Annotated in this window: 18 protein-coding genes; 10 read left to right on the top strand and 8 right to left on the bottom strand. The window is 65.5% G+C overall.

Going from position 1 to position 19,212, the window contains the following annotated elements:
• Positions 1-9: 9 nt before the first annotated feature.
• On the bottom strand, positions 10-1,800 hold the full coding sequence (gcl, locus tag HNE04_RS03980) for a glyoxylate carboligase (protein ID WP_172216967.1): 1,791 nt from the start codon (positions 1,798-1,800) through the stop codon (positions 10-12).
• A gap of 107 nt (positions 1,801-1,907) precedes the next feature.
• On the opposite strand from gcl, the gene HNE04_RS03975 reads away from it, so the two are divergent.
• Positions 1,908-2,822, top strand: a complete 915-nt coding sequence (locus tag HNE04_RS03975) for a LysR family transcriptional regulator (RefSeq protein ID WP_172216965.1) — start codon at positions 1,908-1,910, stop codon at positions 2,820-2,822.
• Between the two features lie 8 nt (positions 2,823-2,830).
• Here the strand turns inward: HNE04_RS03975 and HNE04_RS03970 are convergent, their stop codons facing one another.
• Genes HNE04_RS03970 through HNE04_RS03950 form a run of 5 tightly spaced genes read right to left on the bottom strand, consistent with a single transcriptional unit; the run spans position 2,831 to position 8,466 of the window.
• The gene (locus tag HNE04_RS03970) at positions 2,831-3,814 is read right to left on the bottom strand and encodes a Bug family tripartite tricarboxylate transporter substrate binding protein (protein ID WP_172216963.1); all 984 of its coding nucleotides are present in this window, start codon (positions 3,812-3,814) and stop codon (positions 2,831-2,833) included.
• Positions 3,815-3,856: 42 nt separating this feature from the next.
• Positions 3,857-5,080: a M20 family metallopeptidase gene (locus HNE04_RS03965; RefSeq protein ID WP_172216961.1), complete on the bottom strand. Its 1,224-nt coding sequence runs from the start codon at positions 5,078-5,080 to the stop codon at positions 3,857-3,859.
• Positions 5,077-6,852, bottom strand: a complete 1,776-nt coding sequence (gene uraD / locus HNE04_RS03960) for a 2-oxo-4-hydroxy-4-carboxy-5-ureidoimidazoline decarboxylase (protein WP_172217374.1) — start codon at positions 6,850-6,852, stop codon at positions 5,077-5,079. Before uraD ends, HNE04_RS03965 begins: the two co-directional genes overlap by 4 nt.
• Before the next feature lie 2 nt (positions 6,853-6,854).
• Positions 6,855-7,790 carry an allantoinase PuuE gene (gene puuE, locus HNE04_RS03955; RefSeq protein ID WP_172216959.1) on the bottom strand — a complete coding sequence of 312 codons (936 nt, stop codon included), beginning with the start codon at positions 7,788-7,790 and terminating at the stop codon, positions 6,855-6,857.
• Positions 7,791-7,800: 10 nt separating this feature from the next.
• Positions 7,801-8,466, bottom strand: a complete 666-nt coding sequence (locus tag HNE04_RS03950) for a GntR family transcriptional regulator (protein ID WP_172216957.1) — start codon at positions 8,464-8,466, stop codon at positions 7,801-7,803.
• Between the two features lie 68 nt (positions 8,467-8,534).
• Between HNE04_RS03950 and uraH the strand changes: the two genes are divergently transcribed.
• Entirely contained in the window at positions 8,535-8,888 is a 354-nt protein-coding gene (uraH, locus tag HNE04_RS03945) for a hydroxyisourate hydrolase (protein ID WP_172216955.1), read from the top strand.
• A gap of 8 nt (positions 8,889-8,896) precedes the next feature.
• Here the strand turns inward: uraH and HNE04_RS03940 are convergent, their stop codons facing one another.
• Positions 8,897-9,415 carry a hypothetical protein gene (locus HNE04_RS03940; RefSeq protein WP_172216953.1) on the bottom strand — a complete coding sequence of 173 codons (519 nt, stop codon included), beginning with the start codon at positions 9,413-9,415 and terminating at the stop codon, positions 8,897-8,899.
• Positions 9,416-9,553: 138 nt separating this feature from the next.
• On the opposite strand from HNE04_RS03940, the gene xdhC reads away from it, so the two are divergent.
• The 4 genes from xdhC to HNE04_RS03920 all read left to right on the top strand — a co-directional run bounded on the left by xdhC (position 9,554) and on the right by HNE04_RS03920 (position 13,092).
• Positions 9,554-10,348, top strand: a complete 795-nt coding sequence (xdhC, locus tag HNE04_RS03935; protein ID WP_172216952.1) for a xanthine dehydrogenase accessory protein XdhC — start codon at positions 9,554-9,556, stop codon at positions 10,346-10,348.
• 128 nt (positions 10,349-10,476) lie between these two features.
• A complete protein-coding gene (locus tag HNE04_RS03930) occupies positions 10,477-11,676 on the top strand; it encodes a urate hydroxylase PuuD (protein ID WP_172216951.1) in 1,200 nt (399 codons plus the stop codon).
• A gap of 137 nt (positions 11,677-11,813) precedes the next feature.
• Positions 11,814-12,770, top strand: coding sequence for a tripartite tricarboxylate transporter substrate binding protein (locus tag HNE04_RS03925; RefSeq protein ID WP_328700256.1), 957 nt, complete (start codon positions 11,814-11,816; stop codon positions 12,768-12,770).
• Positions 12,771-12,846: 76 nt separating this feature from the next.
• Positions 12,847-13,092, top strand: coding sequence for a hypothetical protein (locus HNE04_RS03920; RefSeq protein ID WP_172216950.1), 246 nt, complete (start codon positions 12,847-12,849; stop codon positions 13,090-13,092).
• Positions 13,093-13,114: 22 nt separating this feature from the next.
• Here the strand turns inward: HNE04_RS03920 and HNE04_RS03915 are convergent, their stop codons facing one another.
• The gene (locus tag HNE04_RS03915) at positions 13,115-14,038 is read right to left on the bottom strand and encodes a LysR family transcriptional regulator (protein WP_172216949.1); all 924 of its coding nucleotides are present in this window, start codon (positions 14,036-14,038) and stop codon (positions 13,115-13,117) included.
• 114 nt (positions 14,039-14,152) lie between these two features.
• Here HNE04_RS03915 and HNE04_RS03910 point away from each other — a divergent pair, with 114 nt between their 5' ends.
• From HNE04_RS03910 to HNE04_RS03895, 4 genes are all read left to right on the top strand, one after another.
• Positions 14,153-15,244, top strand: a complete 1,092-nt coding sequence (locus HNE04_RS03910; RefSeq protein ID WP_172216948.1) for a tartrate dehydrogenase — start codon at positions 14,153-14,155, stop codon at positions 15,242-15,244.
• 96 nt (positions 15,245-15,340) lie between these two features.
• A complete protein-coding gene (gene pyk / locus HNE04_RS03905) occupies positions 15,341-16,759 on the top strand; it encodes a pyruvate kinase (protein ID WP_172216947.1) in 1,419 nt (472 codons plus the stop codon).
• Between the two features lie 65 nt (positions 16,760-16,824).
• Complete coding sequence (locus HNE04_RS03900) at positions 16,825-17,778, top strand: Bug family tripartite tricarboxylate transporter substrate binding protein (RefSeq protein ID WP_172217370.1); 954 nt, start codon at positions 16,825-16,827, stop codon at positions 17,776-17,778.
• A gap of 111 nt (positions 17,779-17,889) precedes the next feature.
• Entirely contained in the window at positions 17,890-19,203 is a 1,314-nt protein-coding gene (locus tag HNE04_RS03895) for a glycerate kinase type-2 family protein (protein WP_172216946.1), read from the top strand.
• Positions 19,204-19,212 lie beyond the last annotated feature (9 nt).

Genomic DNA, 19,212 nt, shown 5'->3' with positions numbered 1-19,212 from the left:
AGTTTTCCTTCAGTCGAGCATGGCGGCGATGGCGGTGGGCGCGTCGGCGCGCGACGTTGCGAGTTCCTCGAACTCGTTGATCTTGTCGATCTCGGTGCCCATGGAGATGTTGGTGACGCGCTCCAGGATCACCTCGATCACGACCGGCACCTGGAATTCCTTCATCCAGGCCTCGGCCTGCACAATGGCGGGGCGCAGTTCTTCCTGCCGGTGCACGCGGATCGCCTTGCAGCCCAGGCCCTCGACCACCTTGACGTGATCCACACCGTAGGCCCGCTCGGGCTGGCCGTCGTCGGGCATGTTGATGTTGTCGAAGCCGAGCTGCACGCAGTAGTCCATCTCGAAGCCGCGCTGCGACTGGCGGATGAGGCCCAGATAGGAGTTGTTCACCACCATGTGGATATAGGGCAGCTTGAATTGCGCGCCCACGGCCAGCTCCTCGATCATGAACTGGAAGTCGTAGTCCCCGGACAGGGCCACGATCTTGCGCGACGGGTCGGCCGCGCGCACACCCAGGGCGGCCGGCACGGTCCAGCCGAGCGGACCGGCCTGGCCGCAGTTGATCCAGTGGCGCGGCTTGTAGACATGCAGGAACTGGGCGCCTGCGATCTGCGACAGGCCGATGGTGCTGATGTAGCAGGTGTCCTCATCGAAGGCGCGGTTCATGCACTGGTAGACGCGCTGCGGCTTCATCGGCACGGAGTCGAAGTTGGTCTTGCGCTGCATGGTGCGCTTGCGTTCCTGGCATTGCGCGACCCAGTCGGCGCGGCTGGGAAGCCGGCGTTGCCGCTCGCGCTCGCGTGCCACCTGGACGAACAGCTCGAGCGCGAGCTTGGCGTCGGAGACGATGCCGAAGTCGGGCGCGAAAACGCGGCCGATCTGCGTGGGCTCGATGTCCACGTGCACGAACTTGCGCCCCTGCGTGTAGACATCGACCGATCCGGTGTGGCGGTTGGCCCAGCGGTTGCCGATGCCCAGCACGAAGTCCGAGGCCAGCATGGTGGCGTTGCCGTAGCGATGGCTGGTCTGCAGGCCGCACATGCCGGCCATCAGCGGGTGGCTGTCGGGGATCGCGCCCCAGCCCATCAGTGTAGGGATCACCGGGATGCCGGTGATCTCGGCGAACTCCACCAGCAGCTCGCTCGCGTCGGCGTTGATGATGCCGCCGCCGGCCACGATCAAGGGGCGCTCGGCCTGCTCGAGCATGTCCAGCGCCTTCTCGATCTGGGCGCGGGTGGCAGCCGGCTTGTAGACCGGCAGCGGCGAGTAGGTGTCGGGATCGAACTCGATCTCGGCCATCTGCACATCGAAGGGCAGGTCGATCAGCACCGGCCCCGGCCGGCCCGATCGCATCAGGTGAAAGGCTTGCTGGAAGGTGCCCGGCACCTGCGCCGGCTCGCGCACCGTGACCGACCATTTGGTGACGGGCTTGGAGATCGACTCGATGTCCACCGCCTGGAAGTCTTCCTTGTAGAGCCGGGCGCGCGGTGCCTGGCCGGTGATGCACAGGATGGGGATGGAGTCGGCCTGCGCCGAATACAGGCCCGTGATCATGTCGGTGCCGGCTGGCCCGGAAGTGCCGATGCACACACCGATATTGCCCGCCACGGCGCGGGTGTAGCCCTCGGCCATGTGCGAGGCGCCCTCGACGTGGCGCGCCAGGATGTGGCCAATCGTGCCCTGCTTGCGCAGCGCCGAGTACAGCGGGTTGATCGCCGCGCCCGGGATGCCGAAGGCCTGCGTCACGCCTTCCTTTTCCATCACCCAGACGGCGGCCTGGGCGGCTGTCATTCTTGCCATAGCGACTCCTTGTCTTTGAGTCACGACTGTAGGAATTCCGGGGCCATTGCGGAAGGCGGCCCGCGGCCATAACATTCATTCCACAGCGGAATAACTGAAGGCGGACCATGGATCGGTTGCAGGCGATGGAAATGTTCGTGCGGGTGGTGGAGACGGGCAGCTTCTCCAAGGCGGCCAAGGAGTTCGCGACCACCCAGCCGACGGTCACCAAGCAGGTGGCCGCGACCGAGGAGCGCCTCAAGGTGCGCCTGCTCAACCGCAATACCCGCGGCGTCAGCCTGACCGAATCCGGCGCCCTGTACTACGAGAAGTGCAAGAGCATCGTGCGTGAGGCCGACGAAGCGGAGAACATCGTCAAGCTGCGCCAGTCGCAAGCCCAGGGGCTGCTGCGCATCGGCACCTCGGTCGCGTTCGGCAGACGCGTGATCGTGCCGCTGGCCCTGGACTTCATGGCCAAGCACCCGCAGGTGCAGGTGGACCTGAGTTTCGAGGACCGCTACACCGACCTGGTGGCGCAAGGCCTGGACGTGGCGGTGCGGATGGGCAAGCTGGCGGATTCGACGCTGGGCGCCCGCTTCCTCGGCATGAATCCCTGGGTGCTGGTGGCCTCGCCGAAATACCTGAAAAAGCAGGGCACGCCCAAGCGGCCGGCGGACCTGAGCGGCCACAACGCGCTGATCTACAGCAGCGTGCAGGGCGACGATGTGTGGCGGCTGTTCTCGCTCAAGGGCGAGCCGGTGACCGTGCCCGTGACGGGCAAGCTGCGCTCCAACAATCTTTCCGCCGTGCTGGCGGCGGCCAGGAGCGGCCTGGGTGTCGCCGCGCTACCGCGCTACGTGGCCGGCGATTCGCTGGCATCGGGCCATGTGGTGGAACTTCTGCGTGACTATGCGCTGCCCGAACAGGAAATCCACGCCGTGTTTCCGTCGCCCAAGCTGGTGCCGGGCAAGGTGCAGGCCTTCGTGGCGTTCTTGCAGGGCGGATTCGGCCCTCGCTGGTGGGAAACGCTGCCCAAGGCCTGAAAGCTGCGTCAGAGCCGCACGCCCGCTGCCTTCACCGTCGGGCCCAGCTGGCCCACCTGTTCCTTGACAAAGCCGGTAAAAGCCGCCGGGCTGGCCGGCGAGGTGGTGATGCCCAGTTCGAGCATCCGTTTTGCGACGTCGGGCTGCGCCAGGATTTCGTTGCAGGCGGCGTTGAGCCGCGCCACCACGTCGGCCGGCATTTTCGGCGGACCCGACAGGCCGAAGAAGTTGTCCAGCACCAGCTTGCGGTAGCCCGCCTCCACCACGCTCGGCACTTCAGGCACCAGGGGCGAGCGCTTGGCCGACGTCACGGCCAATGGGACGATCTGGCCGCTCTTGAAATACGGCACGAAAGCCGTCAGCACATCGATGCCGACCGGCACCACGCCGGCGATCAGGTCGGTGGTCATGGGCGCGCCGCCGCGGTAGGGCACATGGACCATGTTCAGGCCCAGGCTGCTCTTCATCAGTTCGCCATAGATGTGGCCGATCGAGGCCGGCCCGCCGGAGCCGAAATCGAGCCGGCCGGCCTTCTTGGCCGTAGCTTCCAGATCGGCCAGCGTCTTCATGCCGCTCTTGGGGTTGGCCATCACCACGCAGGGCGCGCTGCCGATCAGGGCGATGTGCGTGAAGCCGTCGACCGGGTCGTAGGGCTGCTTTTCCAGGGCGAACGGGCCGATCGAGATCGGGGTGGAGTTCGACAGCATCAGGGTGTAGCCGTCGGCCGGCGCTTGCGCCACCAGCAAGCCGCCCACGCTGCCGCCGGCACCGGGGCGGTTATCCACGACGAAAGGCTGGCCGAGCTTGCGGCCGAGCTGCTCGGCCATGACGCGCGCCACGATGTCACTGGCCCCGCCCGCGGCAAAGGTGACGACGATCTTGATCGGCTTGTCGGGCCAGGCAGCCAGCGCCGGCAGCGAGACGGCTGCGGCGCCGGTTGCCAGGGTTTTGAGGACGTCGCGCCGGCTGGGGCTGGAGAAGGCAGTACTCATGAGATGCTCCTGGCGTTTACTGCAACGATGAAACCATATCCTTCAGGTCAACAGGTCCCGCAATGTGCGCGCGATGACCTTGGTCGCGCTGCGCAGGTCTTGCAAGTCGAGCCGCTCGTCAGCGCGCTTGGCATGCGACTCCAGCACCGTGCGGGGGCCGGCGCCGTAGATCACGCCGGGAATGCCGGCCTCGACGTAGAGCCGGACGTCGGTGTAGAGCGGCGTGCCCATGGCGGGGATGGGTTCGCCGAACACCTGTTCGCCGTGTTTCTGGATGGCGTCGACCAGCGGCTTGTTGCCGGGCAGCGGTTTCATGGAGTTGGCCAGCAGCAGCCGCTTGATCTCCACCGTGATGCCCGGGCACAGGGCGGCGGCGTCGGCGATCACGCGGCGGATGGCGGCTTCCACTTCCACCGGGTTCTCCTCCGGGATCATGCGGCGATCGAGCTTGAACGACACCTTGCCGGGGACCACGTTCGTGTTGGTTCCGCCTTCGATGCGCCCGACGTTCAGGTAGGGATGGTTGATGCCCGGCACCTTGGACGTGATTTCCTTGTACAGCCGGTTCTGCGCATACAACGAATTGAGGATCTGCACCGCGCCTTGCAGCGCATCCACGCCCGTGTCGGGAACGGCCGCGTGGGCCATCTTGCCGTGCACCGTCACTTCCATCTGCAGGCAACCGTTGTGGGCGGTGACGACTTCGTAGCTGAAGCCGGCCGCGATCATCAGGTCGGGCCGGGTGAGCTTGTTGCGCAGCAGCCAGCCCGGGCCCATTTCCCCGCCGAACTCCTCGTCGTAGGTAAAGTGCAGTTCGACGCCGCCCTTGAGTTCGGCTTGCAGCGATTCGAGAGCGCGCACTGCGAAGCTGAACGTGGCGAAGTCGCACTTGCTGACGGCGGCGGCGCGTCCGTAGATCTTGCCGTCGACGATCTCGCCGGCGTAGGGATCGCGGGTCCAGCCCTCGCCCGGTGGCACCACGTCGCCATGGGCGTTCAGGGCGATGGTCCGGCCTTCGCCGTAGCGCCGGCGAACGATCAGGTTGGTGATCGACTGCAAGCCATAGGCCTGCACTTCAGCCTGCGGGACCGGGTGCTGCTCGGCCTCGAAGCCGAAACCTTGCAGCAGCTGGGCCGTGCGCTCGGCGTGAGGTGCGTTGTTGCCGGGGGGCGTGTCCGTAGGCACGCGGATCAGCTCCTGCAGGAAGCGCACCTCCTCGTCGAAGTGGGCATCGATCCAGGCGTCCAGCTTGTCGTAATCCGTCATGAGTTTTCGTTGGAGAGGTTGTCGAGGAGCAGCTGGAAGGCTTCGACGGCCAGCTGCATGTCGTCGCTGGTGGTACTTTCCAGCGGGTTGTGGCTGATGCCCGAATTCAGGCCGCGCACGAACAGCATGGCCTGGGGCATGACTTCGTGCAGCTTCATGGCATCGTGGCCCGCGCCGCTGGGCATGCGAAAGAGTGGCACGCCGAGCGTGTCCACTGCTTTCTCCCAACGTTGCTGCCAGCCGGGCGCGCTGGGCGCGGCGGCGGCCCGCATGGTTTCTTCCACTGTGTGGCGCACACCGCGGCGCTCGCAAATCGCTTTCAGCTGTGCCAGCACGTCGGCCACCAGCGCGTCGCGCTGCGCGTCCGTGGGTGCGCGCAGGTCCAGCGTGAACTGGCAGCGGCCGGGGACGACGTTGATGGAGCCGTTGGGCACGTTGAGGATGCCGATGGTCCCCACTGAATCGCCGTCCTTGGCTGCGCGCTTCTCGATGAAGAGGGCCAGTTCGGCGACGGCGCAGGCCGCATCGCGGCGGCGATCCATCGGTGTGGTGCCGGCGTGGCTGGCCATGCCGATGATCTCGCACTGATAGCGGACGCCGCCGTTGATGGAGGTGACGATGCCCAGCGGCAGGTCCATCTCGTTGAGCACCGGCCCCTGCTCGATGTGGACTTCCACGAAGCCCAGGTAGTCGGCCGCATTGCGGCGCAGCTTGGGAATGTCGTCTATGCACAGGCCCGCGTGCTGCATCGCCTCGCGCATAGTGACGCCGTCGGCGTCTTTCTGGTCGAGCCAGGCCGGGTTGAAGCCGCCCATCAGCGCGCCCGAACCTAGGAAAGTGGCCTTGTAGCGCTGGCCTTCCTCTTCCGCGAAACCGATCACCTCGAAGTCGTAGGGCAGGCGCTTGCCCTGGCGCGATAGTTCGCGCACGCAGGCCATGGGCGTGAAGATGCCCAGGCGGCCGTCGTACTTGCCGCCGTTGCGCACGGTATCGTAGTGGCTGCCGGTCATCAGCGTCTTGGCACCGGGCCGCGCGGCTTTGTAGCGGCCCACCACATTGCCCACGGCGTCGATCTCCACCTCGTCAAAGCCGCAATCGCGCATCCAGTGCGAGATGCGCTGGGCGCAGGCCCTATGCGCTTCGGTAAGGTAGGTAACGGTGAGCTGGCCCTTCTCGGCATAGCCCGGGTCGCTGTGCTGGGCCAGTTTTTCCTGCCAGTCCCAGACCAGGTTGCCCAGCGTGGGCTCCACGCCGAACTTGTCGTTCAGCCGCATCTCCACGATGCGGTGGATGTTGCGCAGGCACTCGGCCATCTCGAAGTCCGGCGGGTTGTCCAGGCGGCGCTCGAAAGTTTCGATGATCTCCTTTTTGCTCAACCCGGTGCCGCGCGGGCCCCGCACGGCCAGGATGAAGGGAAAGCCGAACTTCGCGTTGTAGTCGGCGTTGAGCTTCTGGATTTTCTCGAACTCTTGCGGCGTGCAGTCGGTCAGGCCGGCTTTGCTCTGCTCCTGGGTGGATTCGGCGGTGAGGGTCTTGCTCACCATGGCCTTGCCGGCCAGCTCCGGGTGGGCGCGGATCAGGGCCAGCTGCGCCTCGCGCCCGGCCTCGGCCACGACGCGGGCCATCGCGTGCTTGATCTGGGGCAGCGACTTGAACGGCCGGTGCGCCAGGGTCGCTTCGGCGATCCAGGGGGAATGCTCGTACAGGCCGTCGAGTATCTCGGCCGCCTCCTCGTGGGAGACACCGTTGAGTTGTTCCAGGGTAAGAGCCATCATCAGTCTCGGTAAGGGTGGACCTGCTTCCAGTGGCGGGCGATGTCGATGCGCCGGCAAATCCAGACCCGGTCGTGCTTTTGCACGTGATCCAGGAAACGCTGCAACGCCACGATCCGGCCGGGCCGCCCGAGCAGCCGGCAGTGCATGCCGATGCTCAGCATCTTGGGCGACTGCTCGCCCTCGGCATAGAGTGCGTCGAAACTGTCGCGCAGGTAAACGAAGAAATCCTCGGCCTGGGCGAAGCCCTGTGGCAGCGAGAAGCGCATGTCGTTGGTGTCCAGCGTGTACGGCACCACCAGGTGCGGCGCGATGTTGCCGTCGCTCTTCTTCACCTTCATCCAGAACGGAAGATCGTCGCCGTAATAGTCGCTGTCGTATTCGAAGCCGCCGTAGTCGGCCACCAGCCGGCGGGTGTTGGGGCTGTCGCGCCCGGTGTACCAGCCCAGCGGCCGCGCGCCGGTCAACTGCTCGATGATCTCCATGCCGATACGCATATGCTCGCGCTCGGTGGCCTCGTCGATGTTCTGATAGCTGATCCAGCGCCAGCCATGGCAGGCGATCTCATGGCCCAGTTCCTTGAAAGCAGCGGTCAGTTCGGGATGGCGTTGCAATGCCATGCTGACGCCAAACACCGTGAGGGGCAGGCCGCGCTTCTCGAACTCGCGCAGGATGCGCCAGACGCCGGCCCGCGAGCCGTATTCGTAGATGCCTTCCATGCTCAGGTGCCGCGCCGGGAAGCTGGAGGGATTGAACATCTCCGAGAGGAATTGCTCGGAACCCGCGTCGCCGTGCAGCACCGAGTTCTCGCCGCCTTCCTCATAGTTCAGGACGAACTGCACCGCCACGCGTGCATTGTCGGGCCACTGCGCATGGGGCGGATTGCGGCCATAGCCGGCCAGGTCGCGCGGGTAGGGGGCTGTGCTGTCGTAAGTCATTGTGTGCCGTTCACGAAAGGGCAAGGCTGATGTCGTGCGTGGGTACGTGACGGTCGAAAGAGAGGCTTTCCTCCACGTGTTCCAGGTGTTCGGTCATCAACCGCACGGCGCGTTCCTCGTCCTTGGCCGCCATGGCCTTGACGATTTCCACGTGCTCCTCCTGCGAATGGCGAGCCGCGCCGTCGCGCTGGTACATCAGCGAGATCAGCGAACTGCGAGATACCAGGTCGCGCAGCATCTGCGCCAGCACCTCGTTGCCCATGAGCTCGGCGATGCGCACGTGGAAGTCGCCCAGCAGTTCGACGCGGCCTGCGGCGTCTTCCTTGTCGACGGCGGCCTTTTCCTGCGCGATGTGGTCACGCAGCGCCCGCACCTTGGCCGGTGTGATCTGGCGAATGAAGGCCCGCGTCATCTCCGCCTCCAGCATCCGCCGCACCGCGAAGACCTGGCGGGCCTCCTCCACGGTGGGCGCGGCCACGAAGGCGCCACGCGCGGGCTCGAGCTTGATCAGGCGGTTCTGCGTGAGCTGGAACAGGGCCTGGCGCACCAGCGTACGCGACACGCCGAAGTGATCGGCCAGCTTCTGCTCGGCCAGTTTGGTGCCCGGCTGGAGCCGGTGGTCGACGATGGCTCGAGTCAGCGACTCGACGATGAAACTGGTGGTGGACGACTCCATGGAATCGCATGATAGCCCTAAATCCAAAAAGTGTATACACTTCTGTCCACCAAACTGAAGGACATCTCATGGGCTTGAGCACACACGTACTGGACACCATGCACGGCTGCCCGGCCGCGGGCATGGCGGTGGAGCTTTACACGACGCAGGGCGAGCAAGCGGCCCTGGTCAAGCGTTTCAATCTGAACGAGGATGGGCGCAGCCCGGACGGGCCGCTCTACGAGACAGGGAGCCTGACGAAAGGCACTTACCGGCTCGTGTTCGACGTCGCCGGATACTTCAAAGGGCGGGGCGTGGCACTGCCGGAGCCGAGTTTCCTGGGCAAGGTCGCGCTGGACTTCGGCGTGGCGCAACCCGAGCAGCACTACCACGTGCCCCTGCTGGTGAGCCCGTGGAGCTACTCGACCTACCGGGGCTCATGAAAGTGCGATCAGTCCTGGCCTTCGGTCAGGGTGTCCAGCTGGAAGCGGCCGCTCTTGTGCCACAGCCAGGTGTCGGTATAGACCACCTTGCCCATGCGATCGGGCGCGGGGAAGGGGGCGGCGGCGCGGACGGTGCGCTCGATCTCGGCGATCACCTCCGGCGCATGCTTGGGTGCGCGCATCCAGTTCAGGTCGCGCACGTTGCCGCGGCTGTCGACTTCCACCTGGAGCACGCCGATGGCGTACAGCAGGGGTGGCATCCGGCCCTTGTAGATGCGATCCTGATTCAGCCCATACAGATGAGTGGCTGCATCCTTGCGGTACGCCCTGGGGTTGGCTGCGGTCGACTTGCGCGAGGCCGTCGCTTCCGCCTGGGACTGCGGCTTGACTTGGGTCGGGGCGGATGTCTCGGCAGGAGTAGCGGGGGGCGACACCGGTGTGGTGGAGGTGCAGCCGGCCAGGAAGGCCGCAACGGTGGCTGCAAGCGCGCCAGGCACCAAGTAGCGCAGGTCGAAAGTAAGCTTCATGATGTGTCTCCTGTTAATCGTTTTTCGCCGAGTGCAGTACCGCTGAGTTATTTGAACGCCTCACCGCCGGATTTGACGACGCTTGTTAGCCAATAAATACGATTCTTTCGATTGGATGCTATTTCGCCTTGACTTATCATGAATGTTGTCACGCACAGATTGGCGAGCGAAGACGGCGTACTGGTAACCGTTGAAACCACGAAAGGTTCCGCGCCGCGCGAAGCGGGCGCCTGGATGATGGTTTTTTCGGCCGACACGGTAGGCACCATTGGCGGCGGCCACCTCGAGTTTCAGGCGATCGCGGAAGCCAGGCGCCGGCTGGCCGGCGGTGTCGGCGACCCGGTATGCCAATACGCCTTGGGCCCCAGCCTGGGCCAGTGCTGCGGCGGCGTCGTCCGCTTGGGCTTCGAGCTCTTGGGCGCGGCGGACATTCCCGACATGACCGCACGCCTCGCGCCGCGCCTGGCCCCGCTGGCCTTGTTCGGCGGCGGCCACGTGGGCAAGGCGCTGGTGAACGCATTGGCGCCACTGCCCTTCGCCGTGACCTGGATCGACAGCCGCGACGAGATCTTTCCGCAACAGGTGTCGCCCCATGTTTCTTGCGAGCATTCCGATCCGGTGCACGCGGCCGTGCCCCAACTCGACGCGGGGTCGCGGGTCCTGATCATGAGCTTCAGCCATGCGGAAGACCTGGACGTGGTCGCCGCATGCCTGCGGCGGCTGCGCGAGCGGGACGATCTGCCCTATGTCGGGCTGATCGGCAGCAAGACCAAATGGGCGACCTTCAGGCACCGGCTCGAAGAGCGCGGATTCACGGACGGTGAACTGGCGCGCGTCACCTGCCCGATCGGCCTGCCCGGCATTACCGGGAAGGAGCCTGAAGTGATCGCCGCCAGCGTGGCAGCACAGATATTGCAGCTGGCGCCGCCTTGAAAAAGTGTATACACTGCGGTGGACAGGCCGCAGCGGAGCCCGGGGATCGAGTCCGATTCCTGTTGTTCGCGGTCCCAACTGCTCAGAGCGCCCGCAGTGGTGAGCAGGCCTTCCACCGTTAGAGAAACATGGAAAGCTATCTCCTCGATTGGGCCAACCTGCTGCTGCGCTGGGTCCACGTCATCACGGCCATCGCCTGGGTCGGCTCCTCGTTCTACTTCGTCTTCCTCGATTCCAGTCTCACGCCGCCGGTCGACGAGGACTTGAAGAAGCAGGGCGTGAATGGCGAATTGTGGGCCGTCCACGGCGGCGGCTTCTATCACCCGGTCAAGTTCAATGTCTCACCGCCCAAGCTGCCCGAGCACCTGCACTGGTTCTATTGGGAAAGCTACACCACCTGGCTGACCGGCTTTGCGCTCTTCACGGTCTCGTACATCTGGAGCGCCAGCACCTACCTGATCGACAAGTCGCTAATGAACTGGTCGCCGGGCGCGGCCATCAGCGTCGCGCTTTCGTTCCTGGTGGTGTTCTGGATCCTGTACGACGCCATCTGCCAGATCTTCGGGCAGCGCAAGAACGGCGACGCGATCGTCGGCGCACTGGTGCTGGTACTGGTGTGCGTGGCGTCGTGGCTGGCCTGCCACTGGTTCGCCGGGCGCGCGGCCTTCCTGCTGGTGGGCGCGATGATCGCCACCGCGATGAGCGCCAACGTGTTCTTCTGGATCATCCCCGGCCAGAAGAAAGTGATCGCCGCGATCAAGGCGGGCAAGCCGGTGGATCCCATCCACGGCAAACGCGGAAAACAGCGCAGCGTGCACAACACCTACTTCACGCTGCCGGTGCTGTTCTCCATGCTGAGCAATCACTACAGCTTCACCTGGAGCCACCCGCAGAACTGGCTGGTGCTCATCTTGATGATGTTCGCCGGCGCCGCCATCCGCCAGTTCTTCGTCATGCGCCACGGCTACAAGCTCGGGCGCAACCCCCACCCGCTGCCCTACGCCTTGACCGGCGTGGTCGTGATCATTGCAGTCATCGGCTGGCTGCGGCCGGAGCCGTCGGTGGCGGCCGCCGCCGTACCGCAAGCCGCCGGCTATCAGGACGTACAGAAGGTGCTGGAGCAGCGCTGCTACATGTGCCACGGCGCGCAGTTGCAGATGAAGAACGTGCGGCTCGACACGCCGGCCGCGGTGAAGCAACACGCGCAAGCCGTGTATCAGCAGGCGGTGATGACCAAGCTCATGCCGATGAACAATTCCACCGGCATCACCGAGGCCGAACGCGCCCTGATCGGGCAGTGGTTCCAGGACGGCGCCAAGACGCCCTGAACATTACCAGCTGACAGTCGATGCGAAACTCACACTAAAGACCTCGGTGCGCAACGCGGCACTGAGGAAGTCACCAATGCCTTGATTGCCCTGCTTGCGCAGAATGCGAGCAAACAATCCCGCATCAAGGAGACAGCGTGAAAATTGGTATCAGCAAATGGATAGGCATCCTGTGCCTGGCGGCCGCACCGGCCGCGATGGCCCAAGCCTGCCCCGACAAGAACATCATGTACTGGCAGGCGTTTCCGCCCGGCGGCGAATCCGACTTGTCGGCGCGCCATCAGCAGATCGTGCTGAAGAAGAAGTGCCCCGCGATCGACACCATCATCCAGTACAAGGCCGGCGCCGGCGGCGGGCTGTTGTGGTCGCAGATGAACAGCATGCCGGGCGATGGTTTGAACGTCGTCGGCGTGAACCTGCCGCATATCGTGTTCCAGCCGATCGAGGGCGAGGTGCAGTACAAGACCGCCGACGTCACGCCGGTGTTCTGGTACCACTTCACGCCCGACGCGCTGGTGGTGCCGGAAGCCAGCCCCCACAAGACGTTTGCAGATTTCATCGCGGCCGCCAAGAAGGAGCCGGGCAAGATGAACCTGGGCGGCTCCGGCCGCAACTCGGCCAATCATGCGTCGCATGAGCGCCTGAACGCCGCATTCGGCGTCAAGAGCACCTATGTGCCGTACAAGGGTACGGGCGACATGTCGCTGGCCTTGATCGGCAACCAGATCGATGGCGCCGTGACCTACACGCCCTTCGCCGTGAACAACAAGGGCAAGGTTCGCGCCCTGGCCGTGGCCATGGAAAAACGCCATCCGCTGCTGCCGGACGTGCCGACCTTCAAGGAGCTGGGGGTGGACTGGGTGGACGGCGCCTACCGCGGCATCGGCGTGCCCAAGTCGACACCGCCCGAAGCGCGCAAGCGGCTGTCGGACCTGTGGGCGTCGCTCAACAACGAGCCCGAGATGAAGGAACTGGCGGCTAAGAGCGGGTTCGAGCTGATCAACGTGGGCGTGGACCAGATGGACGCTTTCATGAAGGACAAGACCAAGCTCTACACCGAGGGCGCCAAGATGCTGGGGTTGGGCAAAAAGTAACCTGCTGCCTTGCGGCCGCGCTGGCCTTGGCCGGCGCGTTTCTATAGACTTTCCTGGCCAATCTCAGGAGACTGTCATGCGTTGTTCCCGACTCCTTGCTTCTCTCGTCCTGCTGGGCGCCTCCGGTGTCGCGCTGGCTTACCACTGCCCCGCTGACATGAAGGCCATCGACGACAAGCTGGCGACCAAACCCACGCTGAGCGCCGACGACGCGGCCAAGGTGAAGAAGCTGCGGGCCGATGGCGAGGCCTTTCACAAAGCCGGCAAGCACGACGACTCGGTGAAGGTCCTGGGCGAAGCCCGGAAGATCCTCGGGATCTGAACCCCGCCAAGACCGCCGACGGTCAACCGGCCGTCGCGCTGGTTGCGCGCGACAGCGACAGCGCGACGAAGTCCACGAAGGCGCGCACACGTGCGCTGGCCTGGTGGCGTTGCGGGTACACCGCGTAGATGTCCGCATTGGGCGTGTGGTACTGAGGCAGTAGCGCCACCAGCCTGCCGCTGCGCAGGTAGCGCTCGATGTCCCATTCGGCGCGCAACAGGATGCCGTGTCCGTCCAGGGCCCAGCTCACCGCAATCTCGCCGTCGTTGGTGGTGAGGTTGCCGCGAACTTTCACGCTCTCCACATGGGCCCCGCGCCCACGCGCCAGCCGCAGCAGTCCGTAGGCCTCTTCCCCCTGCCGGATGCTGATGAAATTGTGCTGCGCCAGGTCGGCGGGAACCTTGGGCTCGCCATTGCGGGTGAGGTAGGCCGGAGACGCGCATAGCAGGCGGCGGTTGGGCGCGATGTGGCGCGCAATGATGCGCGCATCCGGAGGCGGACCGAATCGGATGCAGACATCGAAGGCGTCCTCCGACAGCGGCGGCGGGTCCACCGACAGCTGCAGCCTGACGTCCACTCTCGGGTACTTGCGCACGAAACGGGAAATGATTGGCGCGATGTGACTGCGGCCGAACCCCAGTGTCGCGTTGACCCGCAGCTGGCCGCTGGGCGTCGACTTCGACAGGCCCAGCATCTGTTCCATGTCGTCGATCTCGCCCAGGATCGCGCGTGCCCGCTCGAGGTACAGCTCGCCCTCGGCGGTGAGACTCATCCGCCGTGTGGTGCGATTGAGCAACGATACGCCCAGGCGTGCCTCCATCTGCGCGAGGCGTTTGCTGACTGCGGGCGTCGTGATGCCCTGCTCGCGAGCCGCGGCGCTGAGGCTGCCGGCCGCGACCAGGACCGAAAAGAAGCCCAGATCGGCCGGTTGGATGGCGGTGCTCATCGGTTTCCGATTGTTGAATCCAAGTTAACAATGGATTCACTTTAGCGGCGTCGCCGGAGGCTGTCCAGAACCTACAGTCATGCCATACCAGCAACCCGCACACGGAGATCATTCATGAAGACCTACGCAATAGCCACCATTCCCGGCGACGGCATCGGCAAGGAAGTCGTACCCGCCGGCCAGGAAGTGATGCAGGCGCTCGCCGCCGGCAGCAACGCTTTCCGTTTCGAGTTCGAGAATTTCGACTGGGGCGGCGACTACTTCCGGGCCCACGGCGTGATGATGCCGGAGGACGGCTTGAAGGCGCTGCGCGACAAGGACGCCATCCTGTTCGGCTCCGCCGGCGATCCGCACATCCCGGACCACATCACCCTGTGGGGCCTGCGCCTGAAGATCTGCCAGGGCTTCGACCAGTACGCCAACGTGCGTCCCACGCGCATCCTGCCGGGCATCGACGGTCCGCTCAAGCGTTGCAAGCCGGAAGACCTGAACTGGGTAATCGTGCGCGAGAACTCGGAAGGCGAATACTCGGGTGTCGGCGGCCGGGTGCACCAGGGCCACCCGATCGAGGCGGCCACCGACGTGTCGATGATGACACGCGCCGGTGTCGAGCGCATCATGCGCTTTGCCTTCAAGCTGGCCCAGTCGCGCCCCCGCAAGCTGCTCACCGTCATCACCAAGAGCAACGCGCAGCGCCACGCGATGGTGATGTGGGACGAGATCGCACTGCAGATCTCGAAGGAGTTCCCGGATGTCAAATGGGACAAGGAACTCGTGGACGCCGCCACTGCGCGGATGGTCAACCGGCCCGCCTCGCTCGACACCATCGTCGCGACCAACCTGCACGCCGACATCCTGAGCGACCTGGCCGCCGCTCTGGCAGGCAGCCTTGGCATCGCCCCGACCGGCAACATCGATCCGGAGCACCGCTACCCGTCGATGTTCGAGCCGATCCACGGCTCCGCCTTCGACATCATGGGCAAGGGACTGGCCAACCCCGTGGGCACGTTCTGGTCGGTCGTGATGCTGCTCGAGCACCTGGGTGAGAACGAGGCCGCGGGCCGCATCATGCAGGCCATCGAGCGCGTTACGGCCAATCCGGCGCTGCACACCGGGGACCTGGGGGGCAAGGCGACTACGGCCGAAGTGACGCGCGCCGTCTGTGAAGAACTGACCGGCAGCGCGAGCAAGCGACTGGCAGCCTGACCCGGCAGGGGCGCGCAGCGCGCCCCTGCTTTCCCAGCAAGCAAACCCGCGGCCGCCGTGCCGGCCGCGCGCCCGTTCGCGCCCAAGGAGTTAATGATGCGCCGAAACAAGAACGCGAAGATCATCGCCACGCTCGGTCCCGCCAGCGATGACCGCGCGACCATCCAGGCCTTGTTCGAAGCCGGGGCCGACGTGTTCCGGCTGAACTTCAGCCATGGCGTTCACGAGGATCACCGGCGCCGGCTGGAACTGATTCGCCAGGTCGAACAGCACAGCGGCCGGCCCATCGGTGTCCTGCTCGATCTGCAGGGGCCGAAGCTGCGCATCGGGACTTTTGCCGACGGCCCGGTGATGCTGAAGGAGGGCGCTTCGTTCCGCCTCGATCTCAACGCCGCGACTCCCGGCAACGGCGCGCGCGTCAGCCTGCCGCACCCGGAAATCTTCGCCGCCCTGGAAGCCGGAACCAACCTGTTGCTGGACGACGGCAAGATCCGCTTGCGCGTCACGGACTTCGGCCCCGACTTTGCCGATACGGTCGTCGTGGCGGGCGGCGCGTTGTCCAACCGCAAGGGCGTGAACGTGCCGGATGTGGTGCTCCCCCTTTCGGCGATGACCGACAAGGACCGCGCCGATCTCGACTACGGGTTGAAGCTGGGGGTCGACTGGGTGGCATTGTCGTTCGTGCAGCGGCCCGAAGACATCGTCGAAGTCAAGGCCATCGTCGCGGGCCGCGCCGGCATCGTTGCCAAACTGGAGAAGCCCGCAGCCATCACCCACCTGGAGGCGATCGTCGCCGAAACGGATGCAGTCATGGTGGCGCGCGGCGACCTGGGTGTAGAAATGCCGGCCGAGCAGGTTCCCTCGATCCAGCGGCAGATCGTCCGCGCCTGCCGCCGTGCGGGCAAGCCCGTGATCGTGGCAACCCAGATGCTCGAATCCATGATCGGCTCCCCCGTTCCGACACGGGCCGAGGCGTCCGACGTGGCCACCGCCATCTATGAAGGCGTGGATGCGGTCATGCTATCGGCGGAGTCGGCCAGCGGGCGGTTTCCGCTCGAGGCGGTGCGGATGATGAGCAGCATCATCTCCCACACCGAGAGCGACCCGAGCTATCGCGACGGCATCGACGCCTCACGAACCGAGCCGCTTGCCGTCGCAGCCGATGCGATCGGGCACGCATTGCGCGAGGTGACGCGGCTCTTGCAAGCCGCTGCGACGGTCGCCTACACCAGTTCCGGCTATTCGGCCATTCGCACGTCGCGCGAGCGTCCGCGCGCGCCCATCATCGGCATGACGCCGCGCCTGGCAACCGCGCGCCGCCTGGCGCTGGTGTGGGGAGTCCACGCCGTGCTGTGCCACGACGTGGCGGACGTGCCGGAAATGAGCGAACTGGCTTGCCGCACCACCTTGCGCGAAGGTTTCGGCAAGGTCGGAGAAACCATCGTCATTTCCGCCGGCATGCCCTTTGGCACGTCGGGCACCACCAATCTCCTGCGCATCGCGCAGATCCACTGAATTCGTTCCCACCCCCTAAGGAGACACCCATGAAGCAACTTTCAACCAGCCAGTTCCGCCGCGCCATGCTCAAGGCCGGCGTCGCGGCCGCGGCGCTTTGCGTCCAGGGCGCCTTTGCCCAGGCGTGGCCGGCCAAGCCGATCAGCCTGATCGTGCCATTCTCTGCCGGCGGAACGACCGACGTGCTGGCGCGGGCGATCGGGCAGGAGTTGTCCAAGGCCCTGGGCCAGCCGGTCATCGTGGAAAGCAAGCCCGGAGCCGGCGCCACGCTAGGCGCGGATTTCGTGGCCAAATCCAAGCCCGACGGCTACACGTTCCTGATGGGCGCGGTGCACCACACCATCGCGACCAGCGTCTACAAGAAGCTGCCTTATGACTTCCAGAAGGACCTGGCGCCCGTCGGCACCGTGGCCCTGGTTCCCAATGTGCTGGTGGTCAACCCGGGCCTGCCGGCCAAAAACGTGGCGGAGTTGCTCGCACTGGCGAAGGCGCAGCCGGGCAAGCTTACCTATGGTTCCAACGGCAACGGCACGGGCCAGCACCTGATCGGCGCGCAGTTCGAATCCATGGGCGGGGTGCAAATGCTGCACGTTCCCTACAAGGGAAGCGGCCCGCTGACGACCGACCTGCTCGGCGGCCAGATCGCCATGTCGTTCGACACCATCACCCCCGTGCTGCCGCATATCAAGGCGGGCAAGCTGCGGGCGCTGGCCATCACGACCAACAAGCGCTCCGTCGCCCTGCCGGATGTCCCGACGCTGGATGAGGCCGGGCTCAAGGGGTTCAACCTCGGAACATGGTTTGGCGTGCTCGCACCGGCAGCCACGCCCCAGCCCATCGTGGAGCGGGTGAACAAGGAAATCGTGCGCATCGTCAATCTCCCGGACTTCAAGAAGAAGATGGAAGAAATCGGTGCGGAACCGGTCGGCAACACGCCCGCGCAGATGGCCAAGCAGATCAAGGAAGACACCGAGCGGTTCGCAAAGCTCGTCAAGGATGCGAAAGTCGCTATCGAGTGAATGCCGAGCAGCGCTGCTGTGAGGTTGGAACAGTACTGACCGCTGGGTTGCAATCGGCGGCTGGTTACCACCGGGTTACGGCGTCACAATTGGATCGTGGAGACGCTACTCATGACACCCAACCCAGCCACCGAACCCCATCGCTTTCTCGAGCACCTCTACCAAGCCGCCGTGCGGCGCGCCTTACCGCTGCACAACACGGCCGCCTTCCTGCCACCGCCGCCCAAGGGCCGGACCATCGTGCTCGGCGCCGGCAAGGCCGGCGGTTCCATGGCCCAGGCGGTGGAGGCCCTGTGGCCCGCCGATGCGCCATTGGAGGGCCTGGTGGTCACACGCTATCACCACATCCCGCCGCGTCCAGAGGGATTGAAAAAGCGCATCGAGCTTGTCGAGGCCTCGCATCCCGTTCCCGACGCCGCCGGGCTGGCCGCGGCCCAACGCATCCTCGCCATGGCGCACGGGCTCACCAAGGACGACCTGGTGCTGTGCCTGATCTCGGGCGGCGGCTCGGCGCTGCTCACGCTGCCGGCCGAGGGCCTGACGCTGGAAGACAAGCAGCGCATCAACCGCGAGCTGCTGAACTCGGGCGCCAATATTTCCGAGATGAACTGCGTGCGCAAGCACCTCTCGCGCATCAAGGGCGGCCGCCTTGCCGCGGCCTGTGCGCCGGCCAAGGTGGTGACGCTGACCATCAGCGACGTGCCGGGCGACGACCCGTCGATCATCGCCAGTGGCCCCACGGTTCCCGACGCCACCTCCTGCGCCGACGCCATCGCCATCCTGCAGCGCTACGGCATCGAAGTGCCGGGTGCGATCATGAGCTTGCTGGAGCAGGGCGCGCTGGAAACGCCGAAGCCGGGCGATGAAGTATTCGCCGGCCACGAGGTGCACATGATCGCCACGCCCCAGCAGTCGCTGGAAGCCGCCGCTGCGGAGGCGAGGGCGGCGGGACTGGAGGCCTACATCCTCAGCGACGAAATGGAAGGCGAGTCGCGCGAAGTGGGCAAGGTGCATGCCGCGCTGGCCCGTGCGGTCGCGCAGCGCAGCCAACCGTTTCGCAGGCCCTGCGTGATCCTTTCCGGCGGCGAAACCACGGTCACGGTGAGGAAGCAGCCCGAGGGCACACCCAGAGGCCGAGGCGGCCGGGCCGGCGAGTTCTGTCTGGGGCTGGCGCAGGCGCTGCAGGGGCAGGCCGGCGTATGGGCGCTGGCGGCGGACACCGACGGCATCGACGGCGTGGAAGACAACGCCGGCGCGCTGGTCGCGCCGGAAACCCTGTCGCGCGCCGTGTCGCTGGGCATGAAGATCGACCACTATCTGGATCGCAACGACGCCTACGGCTACTTCCGGCTGCTGGACGACCTGGTGATCACCGGGCCCACCCACACCAACGTGAACGACTTCCGGGCGATCCTGGTGCTTTGACGCACCGCG

Origin of the sequence: Caenimonas soli (assembly GCF_013155545.1) — a bacterium.
Classification (GTDB): Bacteria; Pseudomonadota; Gammaproteobacteria; order Burkholderiales; family Burkholderiaceae_C; genus Ramlibacter; species Ramlibacter soli.
Note: the sequence above shows the minus strand (reverse complement) of the source record. Positions and strands in the feature narration are given on the sequence as shown.